Consider the following 23,292-nt stretch of genomic DNA (forward strand, 5'->3'; position numbering starts at 1 on the left):
GGTACCGAGGATGCGTGCCTGGCGCGTAGCCATCGCGGTGGCAGCCCTGTACGCGCTCGCGCTCCAGGCCGTGCTCGGCGGTGCAAGCCTCGCTCTGTCTCCCGACCCCGCCCACGTCCTCTGCCGGCAGGACGCGGGCAGCGATGACGGACCGTCCAAGGCGCGCCTGTCGCACGGGCACCCGGATTGCTGCCTCGTCGCCCACGCCCTGAACTCTGCCGCGGTCCCGCCCTGCTCGGTGGTGCCGGTCGTTTGGCCCGCTCGTCGGGCCGTTGCCCTGACCTGGCGTCCGGAGGTCATGGCTTGTCCGCGGGGCCCTCCGGGAGCCAGGGCCTGCGCACGCGCCCCACCCGTCGCCTGATCGGTCGCCCTTCCCCGATCCTTCAGGCCACGGACCTCATGCCATGTACCGAATTCCCCGGGTCGAGCTCTACGCCGCCCTGTTGTTGACGCTGCTTGCCTCCACCTCCGTCTTCGCCCGGACCGCCGCGACGGAGTCCGTCACCCTTTCCGAGCTCAGCGTTGCCGGTTCCGCTGCGCCGTCGGCCGAGACGCGGTTCCCACCGAGCGCCCAGGCGGCAAGCCTCACCGTACCGACCGTCGAGCAGGCCCGCGCGGACCTTCAGCGCACGCCGGGCGGCGTCGCCCTCGTCCCGGACACGGCGTTCAAGAACCGGCCGGCGCAGACGCTCAAGGACGTGCTCGACTTCGTGCCCGGCGTCATCGTGCAGCCCAGGTTCGGCTCGGACGCCCGGCTGTCTATCCGTGGCTCGGGCCTCTCCCGCAACTACGGCAACCGCGGCATCAACGTCTTCCAGGACGGCATCCCCATCAACACCTCCGACGGCCTCGTCGACTTCTTCGAGATCGACCCGACCGCCTACCGCTACGTCGAGGTCTTCAGGGGCGCCAACGCGCTGCGGTTCGGCGCCAACGCGCTCGGCGGCGCGATCAACCTGGTCACCCCGACAGGCCGCGACGTGTTTCCCTTCGACGCCCGCATCGACGCCGGCAGCTTCGGCTACCTGAAGGGACAGGCCGCGACAGGCGGGGTGTCGGGCCCGTTCGACTACTTCCTCACCCTGTCCGCGGACCGGTTCGACGGCTTCCGGGAGCACAGCGACGGCAACTCGGTGCGCGGCAACGCCAACTTCGGCTACCAGTTCTCGCCGGACGCCGAGACGCGCTTCTACGTGAACGCCAACACCATCAACCAGCGCATCCCGGGCGAGGTGACCCGGCAATCGGCGTTGACGAACCCCCGCGCCGCGAACCCGGTCTGGGTCCAGCAGGACCAGCAGCGCAACATCGACTCGGTGCGGCTCGCCAACAAGACCACGCTGCGCTTCGACGAGACGACCGTGGACTTCGGCGTCTTCACGGTCCAGCGCCGCGTCGACCACCCGATCTACGAGTACCTCGACTACACGGTGCAGGACTACGGTGGCTTCGTCCGCGCGACCGACGACAGGATCGTCGGAGGCTTCCGCAACCGCTTGGTTGTGGGCGTGAACGTCGACAACGGCACCATCGACTACAGGCAGTTCGTGAACCTGAACGGCGCCGTGAAGGGACCCCTGACCTTCTCGACCCTCGACCGTTCGGAGAACATGTCGGCCTATGCCGAGAACTCGTTCTTCGTCCTGCCGAACGTCGCCCTCGTCGGGGGTGGCTTCTTCCTGCACGCGACCCGTGACCGGAAGGACCGCTTCCTGACCGACGGCAACCAGTCGGGCCGCTCGACCTACGACATCGCTAAGCCGAAGTTCGGCGTGCTCTGGGACGTCGACCCCACGTGGCAGGTCTACGGCAACGTCTCGGGCAGCGCCGAGGCGCCGACCTTCGACGCGAACTCGTTCGCGACCGTGGCGACCTCCAACCTACGCGCTCAGACCGCGACCACCTACGAGGTCGGGACGCGCGGTGCTCGGCCGGACCTCACCTGGGACCTCTCGCTCTACCGCTCGGAAATCCGGAACGAGTTGCAGTGCCTGACGACGTCGATCTTCAGCCCCTGCAGCATCGTGAACGCGGACCGCACCGTGCACCAGGGCGTCGAGGCCGGCCTAGGGCTGGCGTTCCTGAAGTCGCTCGCGACGCTTGAGGACCGCGTCTGGTTCAACGCCGCCTACACCTACAACGACTTTCACTTCGTTCGTGACGCGCTCTACGGCGACAACCGCCTGCCCGGCGTGCCGACCCACTACCTGCGCGCCGAGGTGCTCTACCGGCATCCGAGCGGCTTCTACGCAGGCCCGAACGTCGAGTGGTCGCCGCAGGCCTACTTCGCAGACAACGCCAACAGCCTGACGGTGCCTTCCTATGCGCTCCTGAACCTCAGGATCGGCTTCGACCAGGGCTCGGCTTGGTCCGGGTACCTTGAGGCGCGCAACCTTCTCGATAGGCGCTACATCTCCAGCGTGGCCATCGCCGGCGTCGCCAACGTCGCCTCGGAGATCTTCAATCCGGGCACTGGTAGGGCGGTTTACGGCGGTCTGAGGTACCGGTGGTGATAAGGCAGCCTGTTAGCAGGCCGAAGCTCGGTGAGGCCGGCCGCAGGGCCTCAACCGCGAAGGCGCAGCGGTTCCGCGACGAGATCCGGCCTGTCATTGCGGAGCTGCGCGGCGCCGGCATCACGACCTGCGAGGGCCTTGCACGAGGCCTGCGGGTTCAGGGTATTCGGAAGCCGCGCGGTGGCTTGGTTTGGACGTCCTGCGAAATCCGCAGACTGCTACGGAAGATCTCAGAGTAGTCGAGGCTGACAAAAGGGTGCCAGAGTTGAATGTCGGTACGTCGTGCCGCTTAGACGGTCGGCTCGCGCTATGAGCCGACCTTCGTCCGTCAGGCGCGGAGCCACTGCTTGCGACCCACAGCAGCCTTACGCGGGCACCTCTGCAATCGACCGTTTCCGAAGGGACGGCAGGCTGTCGACAAATATGGCTGAGGGTAAGGGCGAATCATGCTCCGAGACCTCGTAGGGGCAAGAGTCCCGCTGGATGTTGCTATCGTGCGACAGTCTGTGCAGACCCAAGGCGCTACCATCTAAGTGACGGTTCCCCTCGGGGATCAAAAGGGAACGCGGTGAGGGCGCAAGCTCAATGCCGCGGCTGCCCCCGCAACTGTAAGCGGCGAGCCTTCCGCCACCATGTCACTGGGCAGCCTCGCCCGGGAAGACGGTGAGAGGGCAGCGACCCGCGAGCCAGGAGACCTGCCGTCAGTCGTGGTCACACGCGAAACACATTGGGCGGGGTGTCCTGATGGGTGTCGAAGCGCCGTCCCTTCTGCTTGGAGGCGGTGAGCCGAGGCCTCGTTCGCGGTGACGTGCCACTGCCGTTGCCCGAGGCTCCTCGTCCCATGGTCCGCGTTGATCGTACCCGCTCGCTTGCCGAGCACTTGCCTGCTGCCCTGTATCTCTCCACCAGCGCTCTCGTTCTAAGCTCGACCTCTCTGACGGCACAGGAGCGTGCGGAGATCACCACTGGTTCGCACGCCGTTGCGCTGGAGGAACTGGCCGTCCAGGGGGCGGGGTCCGGCACAAGGCTTCTAGCACCAACGCCCTACACGGCGGCGCCGACCGGGCTGAACCTCACCACGCCGAACCGCAGTGGCAGCCGCCTCGACCTGTCGCCGTTGCAGACGCCCGCCAGCATCGAGGTCATCCCAGGTCAGAAGATCCGAGAGCGTGGGCAGGAGACCGTGCAGGAGGCGATCACCCAGAACGCCGCTGGCATCACGACCATCGGTGCGCCCGGTAACGGCCTCGGCGCCTACACCTCCCGCGGCTTTGCCGGCGTAAATTCGGTGATGCAGCTCTATGACGGCACCCGGCTCTATGTCGGTGCCGGTACGATCACCTACCCGTTCGACACCTGGAACGTCGACCGGATCGAGGTGCTGCGTGGGCCGGCTTCCGTGCTGTACGGGGACGGCGCGATCGGCGGCGTCATCAACGTCGTCCCCAAGAAGCCGGTCGCCGTACCGATCAACGCCGCACGCGCCGCTCTCGGCTCCGATGGCGTGAAGCGCCTTGCCATCGACAGCGGTGGACCCATCGGCGAGAACGTCTTCTACCGCCTCAACGTCAGCGCCAACCAGGCCAACGGCTGGCTGCGCCAGAACGGAGACTTTAGCAACCTCGCTGTCTCGGGTGCCGTGCTCTACCAGGCAACGCCTGATCTCGCGTTCACCCTGTCGCACGATTACGGCTACCAGGAGCCGCTGCGCTACTTCGGCACGCCTCTGATCGGCGGCCGGATCGATCCCCGCACCCGATTCAACAACTACAACGTCAACGACAGTCGCATCGTCTTCGAGGACAACTGGACTCAGTTCAAGACCGAATGGACGCCCACGGCCGACATCACGATCCGCAACACGGCCTATCGTCTCAAGTCGGATCGGCACTGGCGCAACGTCGAAACTTACACCTTCGTGCCAAGCACTGGCCTGATCCGTCGAACCAACCCGATCGAAATCTTCCACAACCAGGAGCAGATCGGCAACCGCTTCGATGCCGCCTTCAAGGGCGAGCTGTTCGGTTTCCGCAACGAGTTCGTCGCCGGCTTCGACGTCAACCACATCAAGTTTTCGCACACAAACAACTCGCCCTATCGCGGCGAGACCAGCGTCAATCCGTTCGTCTTCAGCCCCGGCGTCTTCTCCAGTCTCGACCTGACCACGCTCGGATACGCCACCAGTTCGGATCAGTATTCTCTATTTGCCGAGAACCGCCTCGTTCTGACGGAACAGCTCTCGCTGATCGCTGGCGTGCGCTACGATGCGCCTACAGTTCGTCGCTCAGACCCGCGCACTCCCTCGGCAGGGTTCACGAAGGATTTCAGTGCGCTGAGCTACCGCTTCGGCGCGGTTTACAACCCGACGCCCGACAGCTCGCTCTACGCGAGCTACGCCACCGCCGTGGATCCCGTAAACTCGCTGATCACCCTGTCGCTGGCGCAGAAGGATTTCGAACTCTCGACCGGCGAGCAAATCGAGGTCGGTTACAAGCAGCTGTTCTGGGAGGGCCGGGGTGAGTTCACGCTGGCTGGTTACCGGATCACGAAGGACAACCTGCTGACGGCCGATCCGCTGCGGCCAGCCGTGTCCATCCAGGTGGGCAGCCAGTCTTCGCATGGCGTCGAGGCGTTCGCCTCGCTTGGGCTCTGGGAGAACTGGCGCGTCGAAGGCAACATCGCCTTGGTGCATGCCCAGTACGACGACTTTCAGCAGGCGGTTGGCGGCGCCGCCGTCAACTTCGCGGGCAATCAGCCGATCTCTGTTCCCGCTCGCGTCGCCAATCTCTGGCTGTCCTGGGCATTCGCACCGCGCTGGGAGGCACGGGCTGGCGTGCAGTTCGTCGGCGAGACCTTCAGCGACTTCGCCAACACCGTCCGGCGTCCGGCCTACGAGGTCGTCAACGCGAGCGTGGACTACCGCGTGAGCGAGACCTCACACTTCAGCGTGCGTGCCTACAACCTACTCGACAAGGTCTACCCCGTGACGGGGAGTTCGGTGTCGTGGCTATTAGGCCGGCCGCGCTCGGTCGAAGTCGCCTACAACGTTGCCTTCTGAGGGCGTTTGCGCATGCATATCGAGCAACGCGAACTGCCCCAGGCCGGGGCAGACAATCCCGTTCTGGCGATCCGGGCGGCGGTCAAGCGGTTCGGCGCACGCACCGCCCTCGATGGCTTGGATCTCACGCTCCGTGCCGGAGAGGTCTTCGCCCTGCTCGGGCCAAACGGAGCCGGCAAGACCACGACGATCAACCTGATCCTCGGCTTCCTGAAGCCGGATGCCGGCGCAGTCCAGGTCTGCGGGATCGAGGCGGGATCCGATCCGGTCGGCGCGCGAGGCCATGTCGCCTACATCCCCGAGCAGGTCGCCCTCTATCCGGGTCTCTCGGGCATCGAGAACCTGCGCTACTTCGCGACCCTGGCCGGTCTCGACTTGTCCGTCGATGCCTCGCGCCGACTGCTGACTGAGGCGGGTCTGCCCGAAGAGGCTCATGGTCGACCCGCCGCATCCTACTCGAAGGGCATGCGCCAGAAGGTCGGGATCGCCGTCGCCCTCGCCCGCCAAGCGCGGCTTCTCCTTTTGGACGAGCCGACCTCCGGGCTCGATCCGAGTGCGGCAGCCGACTTCTCCGTCACGGTGAGACACGCTGCGGAGCGGGGCACCGCGGTGCTGATGGCGACTCACGATCTCTACCGGGTGCGCGAGATGGCCGACCGCGTCGGCGTGCTGAGCCGCGGCCGGATCGTCGAGGATATCGATCCGAAGACGCTCGACCATGTCGCGCTTGAACACCTCTATATCGAGCGCCTCGCCGAGATTACGGCATGAAGCAGGTCGCGGCTGAACTCGCGCTGACCGTTCGCGATGCACGTGTGCGCTGGATCGGCGCCATGCTGGTCCTGCTCCTGGCCCTGACAGGCTTCGGTGCTTGGCGGGAGGCGCAGCTTTATGCGGCTCAAGCGGCCCAGATCACGGCGGCCGAGCGCGCGCGTTGGCTTGGGCAAGATGCCAAGAACCCTCATTCAGCCGACCATTTCGGCTTGTGGGTTTTCCGGCCCTCCGCGCCGCTCGCCGTGCTCGACCCCGGCACCGAACCCTATACCGGCCGCATGGTGCGAGTGGAGGCGCACGTGTTCAACGACGCGGTCTACCGCGCTGTACAGGATGCCGGTCCGCTCGCCCGCACCGGCCTCGGCACCGTCGCCGACATCGTGCAGCTGGTGGTGCCGCTCGCGGCGATTCTGCTCGGCTTCTCCGCCTTCGCTGCGGACCGGGAGCGCGGTACCCTTCGTCTTGCCCTGGGTAACGGTGCTCCGCCCGGACGCCTGTTCGCCGCCCGTTTCGCGGCGCTTCTCCTCGTCCTCATCCTCGTCGTCGGCTGTCCGCTCCTCGCGATCGGCGGCCTGGTGATGACAGGCCAGGATGGTGCAGACTGGCAGGTGCCGGCGCGCCTGTTGAGCTGGATCGCCGTGCAGATCGCCTACGCGAGTGTGTTCCTGCTCCTGGCGACGCTCGTCTCGCTCGTGGCTCGGACGGCCCGCGCCGCCCTCGCGGCTGCGCTCGTCGCCTGGGTCCTGCTCTGCGTCGCAGCTCCTCGCCTCGCGACGGCCAGTGTCGACGCCCTCGCGCCCGCACTTTCGTACCGCGAGGTCCGGGCGCGCATTGATGCGGGCTTCAGAGCGCACAAGACGGCAGAGGCCGGCGACGAGCGCGCCCGGGAGGTCCTGGCCCGCTACGGCGTCGATAACGCGAGCGAGCTGCCCATCGACCTCGACGGTCTCATGATGTTCGAGAACGAGAGCCACAACTTCGCGGTCTACGATCGTGAACTCGGTGCCTTTTTCGAGAGCCTCGCGAGTCAGGAGCGAGCCTTCGCTTGGGCGGGCCTGCTCTCCCCGCGGGTCGCCCTGCAGGCGCTCTCCCAGACGCTCGCCGGCACCGACTTCGCCCAGCATGCGCATTTCGTGTGGAGCGCCGAAGCCTATCGCCGCAGGATCTCCGAGCGCATGAACGGCGAGATCCGTGATCGTCCGCAGCACGGGAGGGGCCGGCTCATCGCCGGGTCGGAGCTGTGGCAGCAAATCCCGCCCTTCGTCCACGCCCCGCTGCCGTTCACGCAGTCCCTAGCAGATGCGTGGGTGCCGGCTCTCGTCCTTGCCCTCTGGCTCGCCCTGCTCGCAGGCCTCAGCGTACCGATGATCCGGAGGCTGAAGCCGTGAGCGTCGCCCGCTTCCCCCGCCTGCTCGGCGCCGAACTGCGGCTGATCCTGCGCGAACGATTGACCTGGGCCATCATTGCTACGCTCCTCGCGGCCCTCTGTCTGGCGGCCTGGACCGGCGCGGACCGCGTCGCGCGCGAGCGTACCGCCATCGCCGAGGCGGCCGACGACAGCGCGCGGGCCGTCCGTGAGGCCCGGGCCGCTCATGAGCGCTATGCCAAGCCGAGCCCGATCAAGGTGAACTACTGGCAGGATCCAACTGACGCGTTCGGCTTCATGACCTACTTCATGGCCGCCTACGCCGTGAAGCCTCCGACCCCGCTCGCCCTCCTCGCTGCCGGCCAGTCGGATGTGCAGCCCGCAGTGACGAAGGTCAGCTTCGGCTTCAGCACGGTGTTCGATGATACGGCCTACGAGCTCGGCTCGGCCGCCAGACTCAAGCTAGGCCCCTTCGATCTTGCCTTCGTCCTGGTCTACCTCGTCCCGCTCGCGGTGATCGCGCTCGCCGGCACGCGCCTCTCGGCCGAGCAGGATAGCGGGATCCTGCGGATGATCGCCGCGCAGCCCGTTGGGCCGCGCCGGGTCGCGGCGGCGAAGTTCGGTGCGGTCGCGCTGGTCGCCGTCACCGGTGTCGTCGGTGGCACGGGCTTGGCGCTGGCCCTCGCCGGCGGCCTCGGACCGCTCGCCGGCTGGGAGACCACGCTGGCGCTGCTCGCCGCGGCACTTGCGACCTACGTCTTGCTCTGGGTTGCGGCCTGCGCGCTGGTGGCAAGCCTCTGGCGGGGAGCGGTCGCTGCTCTGGCGATCCTCGTGCTGACCTGGGCCGGCATCACCGTGGTTCTGCCGACGGGGCTCGGCATCGCGCTCGATGCACTCGCACCGATGCCGTCCCGGATTGCGGCCATTGATGCCAGCCGGCAGGCCCAAGCCCTGTTCTCGACCGCCGAGAAGGGGGCGCGGATCACGGCTGTCTGGGCATCCCGCAAGGTTCCAGACACCGCGCAGCAGCGGCCGGAGCTCGTTGAGGCGCCTGAGATCAAGCGTCTGGCCCGCGACGCGTTCTACGACGAAGCCCTAGCCGATCATCGCGAGTCTTGGCACGAGCACGCTCTGGCCGCCTCGGCCTGGAGCCGCCGTCTGGCGCTCCTCTCCCCCGCCACGATCCTGGCCCTCGCGCTGGAGACCGCGGCCGGAACGGATGCGGCACGACACGCGGACTTCCTGACGGCCGGCGGCGCCTATCGGCGCCGGCTGCGCACCTTCTTCGAGCCGCGCATCCTGGCCCAGGCCATGAACCCGGTTCCTGTCTGCGCGGGCTGCTCGGCCCGTCTCGGCTTCGATGCCTACGATGCCGTGCCGGCATTCGAGCCCGCGATCCCTCGTGCCACCGCCCAGCGTGAGGCGCTGGCGGCGCTCGGCTGCCTCTTGGCTGGCGCGCTGCTGCTGACAGCTCTCACCTATCGCCGACTCACGGAGTGGCCGTCGTGACGCTCTCGCATCCAAGCGAGGTGAGGACGAACGTGGATCGACGCATCGGCGAGACCGCACATATCGGCTGGCCGATCGACGGCCTGCGCGACACGATCTCACCGGTGAACGGCAGCGCCGACGCGTGGCCGCCGGGAAGGCTGTGCTCGGCTGGGTTCGCTCCGAGCATCGCACCGTGAGGCACACGATGCGAACGCTGCTGAAGCGCGGCAAGCGCTGGCTCTATCTCGCCCATCGCTGGCTCGGCATCCTGACCTGCCTGCTGTTCGTGACGTGGTTCGTGTCCGGCCTCGTCATGATGTACGTTGGCTTCCCGAGCCTGACGGAGACGGAGCGCCGGGGCAGCTTGCCGCGCCTCGTCTGGGATCAGGTCGTGGTAACGCCGCGCGAGGCGCTCGAAGCCACCGGTCAGACCCGCTTCCCCCGCGACCTGCGGCTGACAATGCTTGACCGCGAACCAGTCTACCGCATCGTGGGCTGGGACGGCGGACAGGCGACCGTCTCGGCAGCCGAGCGGCGTCCGATCACCGGTGTCGATGCCGAGCAGGCCCTCTCCGTCGCACGGCACGATCGGCGTGCTCAGCAGCCCCAGCTCCTCGGGAAGGTCGATCGTGACCAGTGGTCGGTGACCGCACGCTACGATCCCCTGCGACCGTTCCACCTCATCACTCTTGGCGATCCAGACCACACCCGCCTCTACGTCTCCGCCCGCACGGGCCAGATCGCCCTCGACACCACAGGCGGGGAGCGGTTCTGGAACTGGTTCGGCGCCATCCCACACTGGATCTACTTGACGCCGCTGCGGGCGCAGGTCGAGATGTGGCGCGACGTGGTTCTCTGAGTCTCGGGCGTCGCGATCATCGGCGCGGTGACGGGTCTGTGGGTCGGACTGCTTCGTGTCCGGCTGCGCCGCCGCTATGCATCGGGCTCAGTCTCGCCCTACCGCGGCTGGGCGGCCTGGCACCATATCGGCGGCCTGCTCGGCGGTCTGACGCTGCTGACCTTCGTTGCCAGCGGCTGGTTATCGATGAACCCGAACCGCTGGTTCGGCCCGCGGGCGCCGAGCCAAGCCATGCTCGAGCGCTATGCCGGTGTTACAGCGCCTCGTTGGGATCTCGACCTCGCTGCCGTTCACGCCACCGCCTGCTCGGATGTCGTTGAAGTCAGGTTCGCTTGGCTCGGTGGCGAGCCGCAGGCAGTCCTGAGCTGTCAGGATGGTTCGACATTGGCATGCTGTTCCTGGGCGGCGCAGCCTGCACCCCCGGCGGTTTCTAGGCTCGCAACCGCAGCTCAGCAGTTGCTGCCCGGCGCCCCGATCCGTGAAGCGGCGCTCCTGACCGAAGAGGACGCGTACTGGTACTCCCACCATCTCTAACGCCGCCTGCCGGTGTTGCGCGTGAAGTTCGCCGACCCAGACGCGACATGGTTCCACATCGATCCGACAACCGGCGAGGTGCTCAACCGGGCTGACCAATCCTCACGAACTTACCGCTGGTTGTTCAACGCCCCGCACAGCTTTGACTTCCGGTTCCTGCTGCAGCGACGTCCAGTCTGGGACGCTGTGCTATGGCTGCTCTCGGCAGCCGGCCTGATCATCTCGGTGTCAGGCGTCGTGATCGGCTGGCGCCGTCTCAGCGGAGTCAGGTGAGGTCCATCCGCTCATCTACCGCCGACCAGGGATCGGTAGCAGTGTTGGTGCATGTCAGGAAAGAATTAAATTTTCATACACTCATGACCGTACGGCCAGAGGTCCGCTTCAGGTCAGCAGCGTGGATTGCAGGCACGCGAATGGAATGTCCGAGAGGGGTCAGGAGTTCGCTCGCCGCTTGTTCGGCTGTGCACCATTAACACGTTCGAGTTCGATCTTATGTCAGTCCGCTTACTAGGCGACTTCAGACACATGTCCTTGGCGCTGCGGGGCTGCCGGCGTCTGCTCCTGGGTGCCGGCTGCATCGGATTTGTCGCGGCGGCCTACAACCTCGTCACGCTGCCCCCCGCTAGGGCGTTTCTGCAAAGTCATTTAAGCCAGAGCATCGTCATGCCAAGCTTGACCATGGCGAGGTAGTTGGCTGCCCGTTTCTCATAGCGGGTGGCGATGCGGCGGTACTGCTTGAGGTGGTTGATCAGCCGCTCGACCTTGTTGCGCTCCCAGTAGGTGGAGAAATCACAAGATAGGTGGCCTGTCACGCCCACGGCAGCGCCGCTCCCGAGAGCAGACTGACGAGCTCGGCCTGCCGGCTCACGCCTGTCTTGGCCATGACGCTCTTAAGCTGAGAGCGTACCGTCTGCGGTGACGTGCCGAACTCTGCCGCGATCTGTTCGACGGTGCGGCAGCCCGTAATGCTGCGCGCCACCCGCGCCTCAGCGGGTGTCAGATCAAACAGGCCTTCCAGCACCGACAGGCCGGGAAGTTGGGCCTGTGCCAGGGGGGTGATGACCACGACAGCGGAGGCCGCCGTGAACAGGTCCCGCGCGCTGCGCCTGACCGGAAGAACATGGGCGACGGCGGGTGGCTCGGTCTCCCGGGCCGGGATGGGAATGGACCGCGTGCTCGACAGCGCGACCGCCGCTACAGCCTGCAGCGCCTCGGCCAGCAGGCGGTCGCCGGCCGGATCCGTGAGCCCGAAGCGGGGCCCGTCGCGTACGGTGGTGCCGAGGAGTGCCTCACAGCCCTGGTTCATCGCCAGGGCCTGTCCCTGACGGCCGAGGACGGCGGCCGGCAGACCGACCATCTGCAGCACATCGGCGGCAACCTGCACAGCCTGCAGACGCAGACGCGCCGCGAGCGTTGCCGCGCGTGCAAGGTGCGGCCGCATAACGTCGAGCCGTGCGATGACGTCGGCCGGGACTGGCCCATCCCTGTAGGCCCGCTCTACGTCGAAGACGATCCGTTCGCCGCTCGGCACCGTGATGGCGGTCGCGGCACCCCAGCCGAACCCGCGCGGTCGCAGGAAGTCCGTGAACAGCAGGTTCGCGTCGAGCTCCTCGCGTGTGTACACGTCGAGGTCGGTCAGGAAGCCTGCATGCTGTTTGGCGAAGAGGCGGACAGGACGATCGTTGTGGGCGACCCAACCGCCGGCCATGAACTCGGTCATGTAGCCTTCGAGTTCGGGCGAAGCGACGTAGCGGAAGTCCTGCTTCTGGCTGGTGAACAGCAGAGCGCCGCCGCCCCCACCGAATTTGCCGATCTCGCTCAAGGTCGAAGGCCAGAGTTCGGGAACGGCTGCGGCTTCGTAGACGCGATCAACCAGTTCTTCGAGTTCGATCGACATTGCGCACCCTGGGGCTGCAACCTCGCTTAGGCCGGGCAGACACGCCTCTGCTGCCTAGCGCTGTCACTTTCATATCTACCCATCCCGCAAATGCGGTATGGCAGTGAAGCCACAGTGCCGGTCAGATGGAGGCGCTTCCGCAGCAGATCGAAGTGGGAAACGCGTATATCTTCGGGGGGCGACCTCGGTCCCATTGACCCTGATGGCTGGGGGCAGGAGTTCGCACGCCGCTTGTTCGGCTTCGCGTTGATTTTGTTGAAAAACTCAGGCTCTGCACTTCATGCGTCATCTTAGGCTGAGCGCTATAGATGATTTTTCTATACAATGAGATATATTCCCGCCACGAAGGCGGTTTATGATCGACTTGTTAGAAATATGTTCTCCGCCTAGCGCAGGTCGTGTTGCCGCCTAAGACCGGTCCCGAGTCTTTCAACGAAATCCGCCATAAGCGGCCTTTCAAACAGAGCCGTTAGAATGACCGCTCAGCCCCCGAGAACTGCCATTGGCATGGAATGCTTAGTCCGGCGGTCACGACATATTGGCATACGGGTGCATTAGCGACCCTGCTTCATCGGCGTGAAACGATACAGCACAAACTCATTTGCATCAGAAGGAAGATCTACCCACCTTTGTGCCAAAGGCAGAAGCCAGGTTGAATGGTGAGTGGGACGGGCGTCCGACGAAGTAGCCCTGCGCCTGCGACCAGCCATGCGTCCTCAACCAGGCGAGTTGCTCTGCTGTCTCGACGCCTTCGGCCGTTGTGACCATGGACAGCGCAGTGCCCATCTCACCCGCCGCACGGATGATTGCTTCCGACTGGGCCGAATGTCCGATGTCGTTGACGAAGCTGCGGTCGAGCTTGAGCTTGTCGAACGGGAAAAGGCGCAGGTACGACAGCGAGGAGTACCCAGTCCCAAAATCGTCGAGCGCGATGCGCACCCCAAGCCTTTTCAAGGCATGCAGCACACGCATGTTGTGTTCATTGTCGTGGAGCAGCACCGATTCCGTGATCTCAAGCTCAAGGCGAGCTGGGTCAAGACCTGATCGGGCAAGGGCTGCTGCCACTCGCAGCGGAAGGCTGTCGCGACGGAATTGGACTGCCGAGACATTGACTGCGACGGAGACGTGGTCCGGCCACTCAACAGCCTGCCGACAGGCAGTCTCCAAAACCCAGTCGCCAATTGGGTCGATGAGGCCAGTTTCCTCGGCCAATGGGATGAACTCCGCCGGGGATACGCTGCCTCTCTCAGGATGGGCCCAGCGGAGCAGGGCCTCGACGCAACCAGTACGACCGGAGCGGAGGTCTACTAGCGGCTGGTAGACGAGATGCAGCTCACGCCGCTCCAGAGCGACGCCAAGATCCCGCCTCATAGACTGCCGGGCCCGGATCTGCTCCAGCATGGTATCCTCGAACAACCGCACGCGACCGCCACCATCCGCTTTCGCCCTGTAGAGTGCGATGTCGGCAGCCTTGAACAGTTCGTTCGTGGACCGGCAATCATTGCCGGCCACGGCCACCCCGACGCTTGCGCCGAGGCGGATTATGTTGCCGTCGATATCAAATGGTGTCTTGAGGCAGGTGACCATCCTCCCGGCGAGCGCCAACGCCGCCTCCGTTCCCGCCGTCCCCACGACCGCAAACTCGTCGCCTCCGAGCCGGGCCAGCAGGCTTGCTTCACCCACAGACTTTTGAAGTCGAGTCGCGACGGCGCGCAGCAAGTCGTCGCCGACCGGATGCCCGAGGGTGTCGTTGACCTCCTTGAAGAGGTCGAGATCGAGCAGGAGGACGGCGACATCCTCGCCGCGCCGCGCCAGTGCATCCTCCAACATGTTGTTGAAGCTCGTGCGGTTGGACAGGCCCGTCAGTGGATCGTGATGAGCGAGATGGACGATCTCGTCGCGCGCACGGCGGGCATCGGTCACGTCCCGGAAGAAGAGAGAAACGCTGTCTCCTCCACTCGGGTAGGCGTGAACGTCCAGCCAGATGCCCGATCGCTCGGCAAACATCTCGAATCTGACGGTTTGACCACGTTCAAGAACGGCTTCGAACCGCCCGAGGAGGTCAGTCGTCATGAACTCGGGATAGGCATCCCAGAGGCAGCCGCCGACCTCAAGCGTGCTCGTTCGGCTGACGAACGCCCTAGCGTGCGGGTTCATGTAGGTGACGTGGAACTTGCGGTCGACAACGATGACACTGTCGGTGGTACTCTCCAGCACGGCGGCAAGCCGGCCACGCATCGCATCGACCTCCTGCCGCATCCGCTCCTGTTCCGAGACGTCGCGCGAGATGGCGAGGATGTGCGTGATCGTGCCGTCCGCATCCCGGACAGGGTCTACCGAGACATCCCACCATGCATCCGACCCGTTCCTGTCCGGGCATCGGCACGAGAAGCGGTGTCCAGCGCCGGTCCGTGCAAGAGCTACAGCTTGTTCGACAAAAACCCGGTGGGATCTCGGCCAGCCATCGGTCCATGGGCGGCCGATGACCCGCTCGGCCACGTCCGGGCCCAACCGCTCCGCCGCCCTTCGGCCGAGCGAGCGCACACAGCCGTCCAGATCAAGCACGGTAACGAAGTCCGGACTACCGTCGAGGACGCTGCGCGCGAAAACCTCGCTTCGCCGAAGCGCCTCTTCCGTGCTCCTGCGATCATGGATGTCTTCGAGTGTACCGTACCAGCGCACAACCGAGCCGTCTGCTGCCAACCTCGGCGCTGCGTAGGCGCGGAACCAGCGGTACACGCCCGACTGCAGTCTGACGCGGTACTCGATGTCGAGCGGATGTCGCTCTTCCAGTGCGCGGGTCCATCGGGCCACCGTCGCCTGGAGATCGTCGGGATGGAGAGCTTTGCTCCAGCCGTGACCCAGGGTCTGTGCCGGGGTCATGCCAGTCAGCTTGATCCAGCGAGGACCCGCTTCGGTGATCCGCCCTTGTGCATCCGCCGTCCAGGGGATCTGGGGGCTCAACTCCACGGCATGGCGATAGTGATCCTCGCTCTCGCGGAGCGCCGCTTCGACGGCTTTTGCTTCCGTGACGTCGCAGAGGATCCCGACCATGCGCGGCGGCCGCCCAGCGACGGCGCCGATCGGACCGCCGCGGCTCGATAGGTGCCGCGTCCGTCCTCCGGCGTCGACGATGCGGATCTCCATGGCGAAGGGGCGGGCCTGCCCGACAGCTTCGATCGCAGCGTCGAGAAGATGGAGATCCTCGGGGACGGTGCTTCGCCTGAACAGATCCGCCGCGTCGTGCCCAGCATCGGGCTCTACCCCCAGGAGCCGATAGAGGCCATCGGACCAGGTCAGCTCTCCGGTTGCGAGGTCGACTTCCCAGCTCCCCGAGACGGCGACGCTCTCCGCCTGCGAGAGAAGCGTGCGCTGCTTCAGCAGTTGCCCTTCCCACTCAGCCGTCTGTACCGCGATCCGCTTCAGTTCCTCTCGATCCGCTGCCGCCTCGACGTCCGTACGATGGCGAAGCAGCTCCGCCGTTGCCGCCTCGGCAAAGCGTGTCAGGATCGTGGCCTGATCCGGCCGGAATTCGCGCGGTGCGGTGTCGGCGATGCAGAGCGCACCGAGCCGGACGCCTTCTCCGAGCAGCAAGGGGGCACCAACATAGAACCGGATGCGAGGTCCGTCCGTCACGAGCGGGTTTGTTGCGAAGCGCTCGTCCTGCGAAGTGTCGGAGACGACCAGTACGTCGTCGCTGCGCAGCGTATGGTCGCAGAGTGACTGCTCGCGTGGCATCTCACCCAGGACCACCCCGCACTGAGCCTTCGGCCACTGCTTGTCTTCATCGAGGATGGAGACGTATGCGATGGGCACGGCGAAGGTCTGGCGGGCGAGATCGCAGATGCGGTCGAGCGCTGGGGACGGCCCTATCGATTCAACGCCGAGCTCCCGAAGCCGGGCCACGCGCGCTTCTTCGGTGACATTGGCGGCGGGGCTGGGCATGACGTCCGGTTCCATCGGTCGTAAGGCTCATCAGAACCTCGCTAAGGTTCCGTTACGCGGCGCTTCATCGCCAATTGTCCGATTTCGCTGTCGATCCTCCCCAGCAAGCTTGCCGTGGGAATTCAATCATCGGGATGTCGATGGGGAAGTGCGTGACCGCTCCGCATTCAGGGCCGCTGCGCGGGCCTGACCGCAATGGGCTAATCTCCTGCCGTCGGCGCGGCGGTTCCATGGCCTCTCGATCTGTGGATTCCTGTGCGGATTGCGCGCCATTAAATCGGCCTACACCGCCATGGCTCATCCTGGGGGCTCGAACGTCCCCGGGTGCACGCATGCTTACCGTCGTCGGCTGCCTCGTCGAGGCCCATGACCTCCGCCTCATCGCCCTGGCGGCAGGCATTTGCGCTCTCTCGTCCCTGACCACCGTCTGCTTGGTCAGTCACGCCCGCAGGGCGGAAGGCTTGGCCCAGGCAGGCTGGCTTGCTGTGGCGGCCGCCGCCGGCGGTTCCGGCATCTGGGCGACCCATTTCATCGCCATGCTCGCCTTCGCGCCCGGTGTGCCAAGCGGCTACGACGTCGCCCTCACCGGGCTCTCGCTGGTCATCGCCATCGCGCTCGCCGGTTCCGGCCTCTCACTCGCCGTCCTCGTCGGCGGCAGCGTCGCAGCCTGGACCGGGGGCGCGATCCTCGGAGGCGGCATTGCGGCCATGCACTACACCGGCATGGCCGCCTACGATGTCGCCGGCCACAAGGCGTGGAACCCGGCCGCCGTCGGCGTCTCGCTCGCGCTCGGCAGCATCCTGGGTGGCGCCGCCCTCGCGGCACAGGCCGGGGCCCGCGGCCTCGTCCGTCAGTTGCCGGCCGCGCTCCTGCTGCTGCTCGCCATCTGCAGCCACCATTTCACCGCCATGGGCGCTGTCACGGTCACGCCCGACCCGACGCTTGCCGTTTCCGAGGCAGCCGTTCCGAACGCCTGGCTCGCGGTCGCGGTCGCGCTCGCGAGTTTCGCCATCCTACTCCTCGCGGGGGCCGCTCTGGCGCTCGACGTGCGAGACCGCCGCCACGCCAAGCTGGAGGCCGACCGCCTGCATAGCCTCGCCAACGCCGCCGTCGAGGGCCTCGTCGTCTGCACCGGCGACATCGTGGTGAGCGCCAACCGCAGCTTCGCCAAGCTCGTTGGGCTGCCGCAGGACGCGCTCGTGGGCACGGCCCTTTCGGCGTACCTTACGGGCGACGCAGCCCGACTCGCGCTGGCCGGCCAGCCCGAGCGCCCGGTCGAGGCCGAGATCCGGCAGGCCGACGGGACGCTGGTGCCGGCCGAAATCATCATGCAGCCGGTCGAGCATGCCGGCCGCCCGCACTACGCGGTGGCCGTGCGCGATCTGCGGGCCCGCCGGCAGGCCGAGAGCCAGATCCAGTTCCTCGCCCACCACGACGCGCTCACTGGGCTCGCCAACCGTGCCAGCTTCGGCAAGCGGCTGGAGCAAGAGATGCGGGCCGCCGACGCGGGCGGGCGCAAGCTCGCGGTGCTCTGCCTCGACCTTGACCGCTTCAAGGAAGTCAACGACCTGTTCGGTCACGCTGCCGGCGACGCCATGCTGGAGAGCGTGGCCCGCATCATCTCGGCCGGGCTCGATGACACTCAGATGATGGCCCGGCTCGGCGGCGACGAGTTCGCCGTGCTGGCGCCCTGCGACGGACCGTCCGAGGCTGGCCGCCTCGCCGAGCGCATCCTAGAGGCGCTGCGCGCCGGCAAGGCGGAGGGCAACGGCCCGCAGATCGCCACCAGCATCGGCATCGCCCTCTACCCGGACGATGCGCAGGAGCGGGCTGCCCTTCTCAGCTACGCTGACACCGCCCTTTACCGCGCCAAGTCGGAGGGCCGCGGCACCTACCGCTTCTTCGAGGCGAGGATGGGTATCGAGGTGCGCGAGCGACGTCTCTTGGAGCACGACCTGCGCCACGCCGTGGCCCGCGGCGAGATGCACCTTGTCTACCAGCCGCAGACCGACGTGGGCTCAGGCGCCGTCATCGGCTTCGAGGCTCTGCTGCGATGGAAGCACCCCGAGCGCGGCTACGTCTCGCCGGCGGTGTTCATTCCCATCGCCGAGGAGAGCGACGCCATCCTGCAGATTGGCGAGTGGGTGCTGCGCGAGGCTTGCCGCGAGGCAGCGACCTGGCCGCAGCCCCTGTCCATCGCCGTCAACGTCTCGGCGGTGCAGATCCACAGCCCGCACTTCGTCGGCCTCGTGCACGAGGTGCTGCTTCGGACCGGGTTGGCGCCGCACCAGCTTGAGGTCGAAGTGACCGAGACCGCGCTCATCAGCGACCCGAACCGGGCGCTGCTCACCCTGCGCCAGTTGAAGTCGCTCGGCCTGCGCATCGCCATGGACGACTTCGGCACGGGCTACTCGTCCCTGTCGAACCTTCGCTCGTTCCCATTTGATAAGATCAAGATCGACAGCTCGTTCGTGCGCTCGGTCGACAGCAACGAGCAGACCGCGGCCATCGTCCGCTCGGTCCTCGGCCTGGGGCGCGGCCTCGGGTTGCCGGTCCTGGCGGAGGGGGTGGAGACCGAGGCCGAGCTTGGCTTCCTTGTCGCGGAGCAGTGCCACGCCGCGCAGGGCTACCTGATGGGCCGTCCGTCACCCATCGCCCAGTTCACCCAGCATACGCACGGCACGATTCCACTCGTTTCCGTCGACCGAAAACGCGCCTGAGCTACTCCAGTCACCGCTTCCGCGAGCACATTTGGAGCACCGGAGCACGGCCCGCGATCCCGACCAAGCGCACATTTCAGAAGCCCAGGCGCGCCACGAGGCACTGCTGCAAGACCTGCTCGAATGTGCGGAACGTGGGCAGGACACTGCCGAAGCGTTACAGGCCCTCAAGCAGGTCGACGACGAGATTGCCCGCTTGCGGGCAGCACGCTTACTGACTGAGCAACAGCCGTCCTGAGACAGGCCCCAGCCCCTTCGGCACCGGCACGCTCGTGTTGTTGTAGTTGGCGTTGAGAACGAGGTTCGGCCCCTCGTAGAGGTTGATCTGTTGGGCCACCACGACAGTGTAGGCCGACATATCCGCCACCGGGCGACTTGCATCAATCACCAGCCGGCCGCTCGGCAGGTAGATGGTGCCGAGCATGGTGCGGGCGTTGTCGCTGATGATGCGGTATGTCCGCATCGCCTTGCTGGCAGCGAGCGGCGGAGGCGTCTTGCCTGGCTTGAGACTGACCGTTGAGGTGCCCTCCTCGTCCTCATCTTCAAGTTGAGATACGGGATCAACCGGCGCTGAAACGGTCTTCTCCTCCGACATCAACAAACCGGCCATGGTGCCATTGACGGGAGCAGAAAGACTGATCGTCGTCTTCTTGTCGAAGAGCAGGCTACCTTTGTCGCCTGTAAAATAAAACGCTACGTCCGCACCAGACAGTGATGCGTCATTCGTAACTAGGAGTGGGCCATCCTTCATAATGTAGACGCCCGGATTGAGCGTGACGACAGCCTTCTTCCTGATTTCCACTCCCCCGCAATACGTCCCTGGGGAGAGGGTGACGCTCTGATCTATCAGGTTCTTGCCGGCCTTGGTCTTCTTGGACGCCCCGGAGGGCAACGTCATACAGCTCCCGATTTCAGGTAATGGGCGGTCGGCAAGGGGATCGGGAACGACTGGGCAGCCTGATTGTGGGTTGGGCGTGAAGTTCGCGCGCGTGGTGCTGGCCCCACCCGCCGAGCAGATCGTCTGCGCGCGAGCCATCGCATTGTCCCTGCCGACCATGCCGGACGCACTTTTGGAATTGGAGTACAGCGCACAGTCGTAGGCCGTGACCTGCGCGTTCTTTTCGAGGTTGAACGCACCGGCCGCGGCCGGATCGAGCGCGAGCATGCACAGGCGCATCTTGCCGACGACGCTGGCCTTGGCCTTGGCCGAAAGCTTCTGTGACGACATGCCGACGAACGGCCCGAAGGTGAGCTGGATAGTCTGCTCGACCGTCGCTGTCACGCTGGTTTTGTCGCTAGCAACGTCAACCTGGATCGTGACGGGGTTTTTGGCGCCGTCCTTGATCTCGGCCTGGATGGTCTGGGTGGTCAGGCCGACAATCGATGCGGTATTGGACACAACAAGTTTGAGGGCATTGCCACCGGCCATCACGCCGGCGTCGGCCGCCTGCTGGATATGGCCCTGGGCCGAGACCAGCCGGGCGTAGTCCATCGCCCCACCCACAAGTCCGATCAGGGTCGTTGCGGCGAGTGCGACGATGACGGTGACGGTGCCGCCGCTATCCCGATTAAAGGCGCTGACCATGCGGTTTGATGGCGCTAGTCTGCTCCACAGGCGTCCGAAACCGTGAACCAAGATGACCTACCAAGCGCCTTACCTTCAGCTCCGTTCTAGCGTCAGCAGCTTAACAGAGTGCCTTCAATTGTCTTGTGCCCCGGCTGCCGAGCTTCAAGCGTTATGAACCAACCTATGTTTGCAGCCCCGCAACTAGCCCTGTTCGATGTACGATCTGACTACAGCACGAGAAAATCCGAGGAAGCGCATGATCCTGCGTAAACTGCGCTGAACACGCTCAGTGTGGATGCTGCGTACGTCACAGCGGCACCGGGATAAGCACCGGTAACCATGATGGGTCGACAGCGATGAGCCAGTCTGGTTACCGCAACGGCGCAATACAACTTTAAAAATGACTGCGTCGGCTTTTCTCGCGCCGGACGGCGTCAGCCGCAGGACACTTGCGCCTGGACGACATCGATACCCTTGTCGGGTATCCTGGGATCATGGCTAATCCTCTTACCGTCGCAGGCCTCCTCAAGGCCAAGGTTGTTACTAATGAGCAGGTGGACGGCCTTGTTGAGGCGGTCCTCAAGGGACGGATGACGGAGGAAGCCGTGTTGACGGACACCTACGTTCTCAACCTGTCCATGGCGATCCGGGAGAACCGCTTTGCCACGGCTGTCCTGCGCGACAGGACCACACCGGCAGGGGCCAAGGAAAAGGCGGTGCGGACGGCTATCTTGCTGGCGCGAGCACAGCCTTCACGTCCGCCCGGAGAAAAAACCTGCGACGCGACGTCTGGCACCGCAGACCCAGCTAACCAACCGGTCTGTGACGATCAGACCGTTCCCGGTCCGGACGTGCCAGCATCATGGATACCGGCCAATGCGAAGCCTGCCACAGTCCACCGGCGCTGGGCGCGGACGCGGCCTTTTGCAGACGTGTCCGACCAGACGCTGGAACACAAGCTCCGCTCAGCCGCGCTCCAGCCTCATGTGCGTGACCTGGTCAGGCGTGAGCTGGCCATGCGTGCCCGGCCGACGCACAAGAAGTAGGACGCACCCCGCGACGTGCTGAAGAACTGCGCAGGAACGAAAGGCGAAGCGAATGCCTTTCGTTCCTAGGAACGCTTCCGGGATCAGCGGTCGCGCGTCTTTGTTGTCCGCGAGTCCTGGTTCTTGTTGCCCTCGGCGGCAGGTGACGTTCCAGGCACACCGGTGTTGCCTGAGCCACCGCCCATTTCACCGGCCTTCATTTTATCGCCCTTCTGAGCCTCGTTGGGCACGCTTGAGGGACTTGAGGTCGTCGACTGCTGGGCAAGAGCAGCGCTGCCGGTTCCGATCATGAAAGACGAGACAAGCACCGCAGTGAGAAGCTTTGACATGAATAACTCCTGCAACGATGTGCGGTAAACCTCAGCGGACGCATCATGTTCCGAGAATTTATGCGCTGCTTAATATGGTCTTATTTATAGAAATTTTCTGCAGATAGAATGGGGATTGTTTTCGCTCCAAATATACCGGAACGTCCTCGACCGGCTGAGCAGGATGGCCGCGGCGGACCGGAAACCGTCCTGGTCAAAGTTGCCAAATGATCCCACGCAATCTAGGCATCAGAACCCCGTTTTGCAGCAGTGCACCATCGCTAGGGCCGCACAGGGGGAGGTTTCGATGGCTAAGCGCGTGTTCCCCATTGCCCTGTTCGCCCTCATGCTCAGCGGCGCTGCGGCCCCGGCGCTTGCGGCTCCCGGCCTCCGGGCCTTCGATCCCGATAACGACGGTACGATCGATCTCAAGGAGGCCCAGACGGCTGCATCTGCCGCCTTCGCCAAGCTGGAGAAGGACAGCGATGGCACACTCGACGTCAGGGAGTTGAAGGGCCGTGTGAGCAAGAAGGCGCTGAAGGCCGCCGATCCGGACAGCGATGGCACGCTGGACGAGAAAGAGTACCTGGCCCTGACGGCGCAGGCGTTCCAGCAGGCTGATCCGGACAACGACGGCACTGTGGATGCCAAGGAGCTGAAGTCGCCCGCCGGCAAGCAGCTCTATAATCTGATCCGCTGAGGTCTGTGTACCATGGCGCGTCAGGTCACTGAGTGCGCCGCGGTAGGGTAGGGCAGAGCAGGATTGGGGTTCTTCCAACGCCTTCACAGGGCAACGGAAAATGCCGGCGCGGTGTCCCGCGCCGGCATCGTTCATCCGGAGAGGATGGCTCGTCTTAGTTGTTCGGCAGCGAGAACACCGTGAGCTGGCCACCGAGGTTGGTGTAGCTCGACAGCGCCGCGTAGCCGCCCACCAGCGCCGAGGCTGTCCGATCACGCCCGGCAGCGGCGCGAGGAGGTCCTGTGGATCTCGCCGGCGGCCGTGGCGGCGAGCGATTCGTCCGCAAAGGCGGACCGGCAGGCCTCGCTGTTGTAGCAGTCTGGAAAGGGCAGGATTTCGCATTCCCCTTGTTCAGCTGTGCGCCGATTTTGTTGAAAAACTCGCGGTCGAGTTGGATCGGGTGCAGGTCGGACGAGGGCGGCGGCTGGATGAGAGGGTGGCCCCGGCCGATCAGGCCGGGCTCGGCTGCGGCACC

The 23,292-nt window shown here is 65.4% G+C and carries 18 protein-coding genes, 1 pseudogene and 1 riboswitch; of the genes and pseudogenes, 13 read left to right on the plus strand and 6 right to left on the minus strand.

Annotated features, from left to right (window positions below):
• Nucleotides 1-10 precede the first annotated feature (10 nt).
• The 10 genes from MFF24_RS24695 (at nucleotide 11) to MFF24_RS29005 (ending at nucleotide 10,868) form a co-directional block, all read left to right on the plus strand.
• Nucleotides 11-361 (plus strand): hypothetical protein, encoded by a 351-nt coding sequence (locus MFF24_RS24695; RefSeq protein ID WP_238228670.1) that lies wholly within the window; start codon nucleotides 11-13, stop codon nucleotides 359-361.
• A gap of 43 nt (nucleotides 362-404) precedes the next feature.
• Complete coding sequence (locus MFF24_RS24700; protein ID WP_238228671.1) at nucleotides 405-2,513, plus strand: TonB-dependent receptor family protein; 2,109 nt, start codon at nucleotides 405-407, stop codon at nucleotides 2,511-2,513.
• Between the two features lie 520 nt (nucleotides 2,514-3,033).
• Nucleotides 3,034-3,230, plus strand: a riboswitch (cobalamin riboswitch).
• Between the two features lie 124 nt (nucleotides 3,231-3,354).
• The gene (locus tag MFF24_RS24705; protein WP_238228672.1) at nucleotides 3,355-5,571 is read left to right on the plus strand and encodes a TonB-dependent receptor; all 2,217 of its coding nucleotides are present in this window, start codon (nucleotides 3,355-3,357) and stop codon (nucleotides 5,569-5,571) included.
• Nucleotides 5,572-5,583: 12 nt separating this feature from the next.
• Entirely contained in the window at nucleotides 5,584-6,342 is a 759-nt protein-coding gene (locus MFF24_RS24710) for an ABC transporter ATP-binding protein (RefSeq protein ID WP_238228673.1), read from the plus strand.
• Complete coding sequence (locus tag MFF24_RS24715) at nucleotides 6,339-7,733, plus strand: DUF3526 domain-containing protein (protein WP_238228674.1); 1,395 nt, start codon at nucleotides 6,339-6,341, stop codon at nucleotides 7,731-7,733. Before MFF24_RS24710 ends, MFF24_RS24715 begins: the two co-directional genes overlap by 4 nt.
• The gene (locus MFF24_RS24720) at nucleotides 7,730-9,220 is read left to right on the plus strand and encodes a DUF3526 domain-containing protein (RefSeq protein ID WP_238228675.1); all 1,491 of its coding nucleotides are present in this window, start codon (nucleotides 7,730-7,732) and stop codon (nucleotides 9,218-9,220) included. Before MFF24_RS24715 ends, MFF24_RS24720 begins: the two co-directional genes overlap by 4 nt.
• Before the next feature lie 32 nt (nucleotides 9,221-9,252).
• Complete coding sequence (locus MFF24_RS24725; protein WP_238228676.1) at nucleotides 9,253-9,399, plus strand: hypothetical protein; 147 nt, start codon at nucleotides 9,253-9,255, stop codon at nucleotides 9,397-9,399.
• 8 nt (nucleotides 9,400-9,407) lie between these two features.
• Nucleotides 9,408-10,061, plus strand: coding sequence for a hypothetical protein (locus tag MFF24_RS28995; RefSeq protein ID WP_308445616.1), 654 nt, complete (start codon nucleotides 9,408-9,410; stop codon nucleotides 10,059-10,061).
• A gap of 27 nt (nucleotides 10,062-10,088) precedes the next feature.
• Nucleotides 10,089-10,595, plus strand: a complete 507-nt coding sequence (locus tag MFF24_RS29000) for a hypothetical protein (protein WP_308445617.1) — start codon at nucleotides 10,089-10,091, stop codon at nucleotides 10,593-10,595.
• A gap of 21 nt (nucleotides 10,596-10,616) precedes the next feature.
• A complete protein-coding gene (locus MFF24_RS29005; protein ID WP_308445618.1) occupies nucleotides 10,617-10,868 on the plus strand; it encodes a PepSY-associated transmembrane domain-containing protein in 252 nt (83 codons plus the stop codon).
• Nucleotides 10,869-11,236: 368 nt separating this feature from the next.
• On the opposite strand, the pseudogene MFF24_RS24735 reads toward MFF24_RS29005, so the two are convergent.
• The 3 genes and pseudogenes from MFF24_RS24735 to MFF24_RS24745 form a co-directional block, all read right to left on the minus strand.
• Nucleotides 11,237-11,386: pseudogene (locus MFF24_RS24735) on the minus strand (IS5-like element ISMra2 family transposase); the annotation flags it as partial.
• Between the two features lie 17 nt (nucleotides 11,387-11,403).
• The gene (locus tag MFF24_RS24740) at nucleotides 11,404-12,492 is read right to left on the minus strand and encodes a helix-turn-helix transcriptional regulator (protein ID WP_238228677.1); all 1,089 of its coding nucleotides are present in this window, start codon (nucleotides 12,490-12,492) and stop codon (nucleotides 11,404-11,406) included.
• Between the two features lie 606 nt (nucleotides 12,493-13,098).
• Entirely contained in the window at nucleotides 13,099-16,452 is a 3,354-nt protein-coding gene (locus tag MFF24_RS24745) for an EAL domain-containing protein (RefSeq protein ID WP_238228678.1), read from the minus strand.
• 317 nt (nucleotides 16,453-16,769) lie between these two features.
• On the opposite strand from MFF24_RS24745, the gene MFF24_RS24750 reads away from it, so the two are divergent.
• Nucleotides 16,770-19,157: a bifunctional diguanylate cyclase/phosphodiesterase gene (locus MFF24_RS24750; protein ID WP_238228679.1), complete on the plus strand. Its 2,388-nt coding sequence runs from the start codon at nucleotides 16,770-16,772 to the stop codon at nucleotides 19,155-19,157.
• A gap of 211 nt (nucleotides 19,158-19,368) precedes the next feature.
• Here the strand turns inward: MFF24_RS24750 and MFF24_RS24755 are convergent, their stop codons facing one another.
• Entirely contained in the window at nucleotides 19,369-20,742 is a 1,374-nt protein-coding gene (locus MFF24_RS24755) for a TadE/TadG family type IV pilus assembly protein (protein WP_238228680.1), read from the minus strand.
• 431 nt (nucleotides 20,743-21,173) lie between these two features.
• Between MFF24_RS24755 and MFF24_RS24760 the strand changes: the two genes are divergently transcribed.
• Nucleotides 21,174-21,770, plus strand: coding sequence for a hypothetical protein (locus MFF24_RS24760; RefSeq protein WP_238228681.1), 597 nt, complete (start codon nucleotides 21,174-21,176; stop codon nucleotides 21,768-21,770).
• A gap of 83 nt (nucleotides 21,771-21,853) precedes the next feature.
• Here the strand turns inward: MFF24_RS24760 and MFF24_RS24765 are convergent, their stop codons facing one another.
• Complete coding sequence (locus tag MFF24_RS24765) at nucleotides 21,854-22,099, minus strand: hypothetical protein (RefSeq protein WP_238228682.1); 246 nt, start codon at nucleotides 22,097-22,099, stop codon at nucleotides 21,854-21,856.
• A gap of 286 nt (nucleotides 22,100-22,385) precedes the next feature.
• On the opposite strand from MFF24_RS24765, the gene lanM reads away from it, so the two are divergent.
• Entirely contained in the window at nucleotides 22,386-22,778 is a 393-nt protein-coding gene (lanM, locus tag MFF24_RS24770) for a lanmodulin LanM (RefSeq protein WP_373322746.1), read from the plus strand.
• Between the two features lie 154 nt (nucleotides 22,779-22,932).
• Here lanM and MFF24_RS24775 read toward each other — a convergent pair.
• Nucleotides 22,933-23,292 (minus strand): hypothetical protein (locus tag MFF24_RS24775; protein WP_238228683.1); only part of this gene is annotated, 360 nt, incomplete at its 5' end.

Origin of the sequence: Methylorubrum aminovorans (assembly GCF_022179725.1) — a bacterium.
GTDB classification, from domain to species: Bacteria; Pseudomonadota; Alphaproteobacteria; order Rhizobiales; family Beijerinckiaceae; genus Methylobacterium; species Methylobacterium aminovorans.

Excerpts from the sequence above, each read along its gene's own strand:
- MFF24_RS24695 (WP_238228670.1), top strand. The coding sequence starts at position 11 with ATGCGTGCCTGGCGCGTAGCCATCGCGGTGGCAGCCCTGTACGCGCTC.
- MFF24_RS24700 (WP_238228671.1), top strand. The coding sequence starts at position 405 with ATGTACCGAATTCCCCGGGTCGAGCTCTACGCCGCCCTGTTGTTGACG.
- MFF24_RS24705 (WP_238228672.1), top strand. The coding sequence starts at position 3,355 with ATGGTCCGCGTTGATCGTACCCGCTCGCTTGCCGAGCACTTGCCTGCT.
- MFF24_RS24710 (WP_238228673.1), top strand. The coding sequence starts at position 5,584 with ATGCATATCGAGCAACGCGAACTGCCCCAGGCCGGGGCAGACAATCCC.
- MFF24_RS24715 (WP_238228674.1), top strand. The coding sequence starts at position 6,339 with ATGAAGCAGGTCGCGGCTGAACTCGCGCTGACCGTTCGCGATGCACGT.
- MFF24_RS28995 (WP_308445616.1), top strand. The coding sequence starts at position 9,408 with ATGCGAACGCTGCTGAAGCGCGGCAAGCGCTGGCTCTATCTCGCCCAT.
- MFF24_RS24740 (WP_238228677.1), bottom strand. The coding sequence starts at position 12,492 with ATGTCGATCGAACTCGAAGAACTGGTTGATCGCGTCTACGAAGCCGCA.
- MFF24_RS24745 (WP_238228678.1), bottom strand. The coding sequence starts at position 16,452 with ATGGAACCGGACGTCATGCCCAGCCCCGCCGCCAATGTCACCGAAGAA.
- MFF24_RS24750 (WP_238228679.1), top strand. The coding sequence starts at position 16,770 with ATGCTTACCGTCGTCGGCTGCCTCGTCGAGGCCCATGACCTCCGCCTC.
- MFF24_RS24755 (WP_238228680.1), bottom strand. The coding sequence starts at position 20,742 with ATGGTCAGCGCCTTTAATCGGGATAGCGGCGGCACCGTCACCGTCATC.
- MFF24_RS24765 (WP_238228682.1), bottom strand. The coding sequence starts at position 22,099 with ATGTCAAAGCTTCTCACTGCGGTGCTTGTCTCGTCTTTCATGATCGGA.
- lanM (WP_373322746.1), top strand. The coding sequence starts at position 22,386 with ATGGCTAAGCGCGTGTTCCCCATTGCCCTGTTCGCCCTCATGCTCAGC.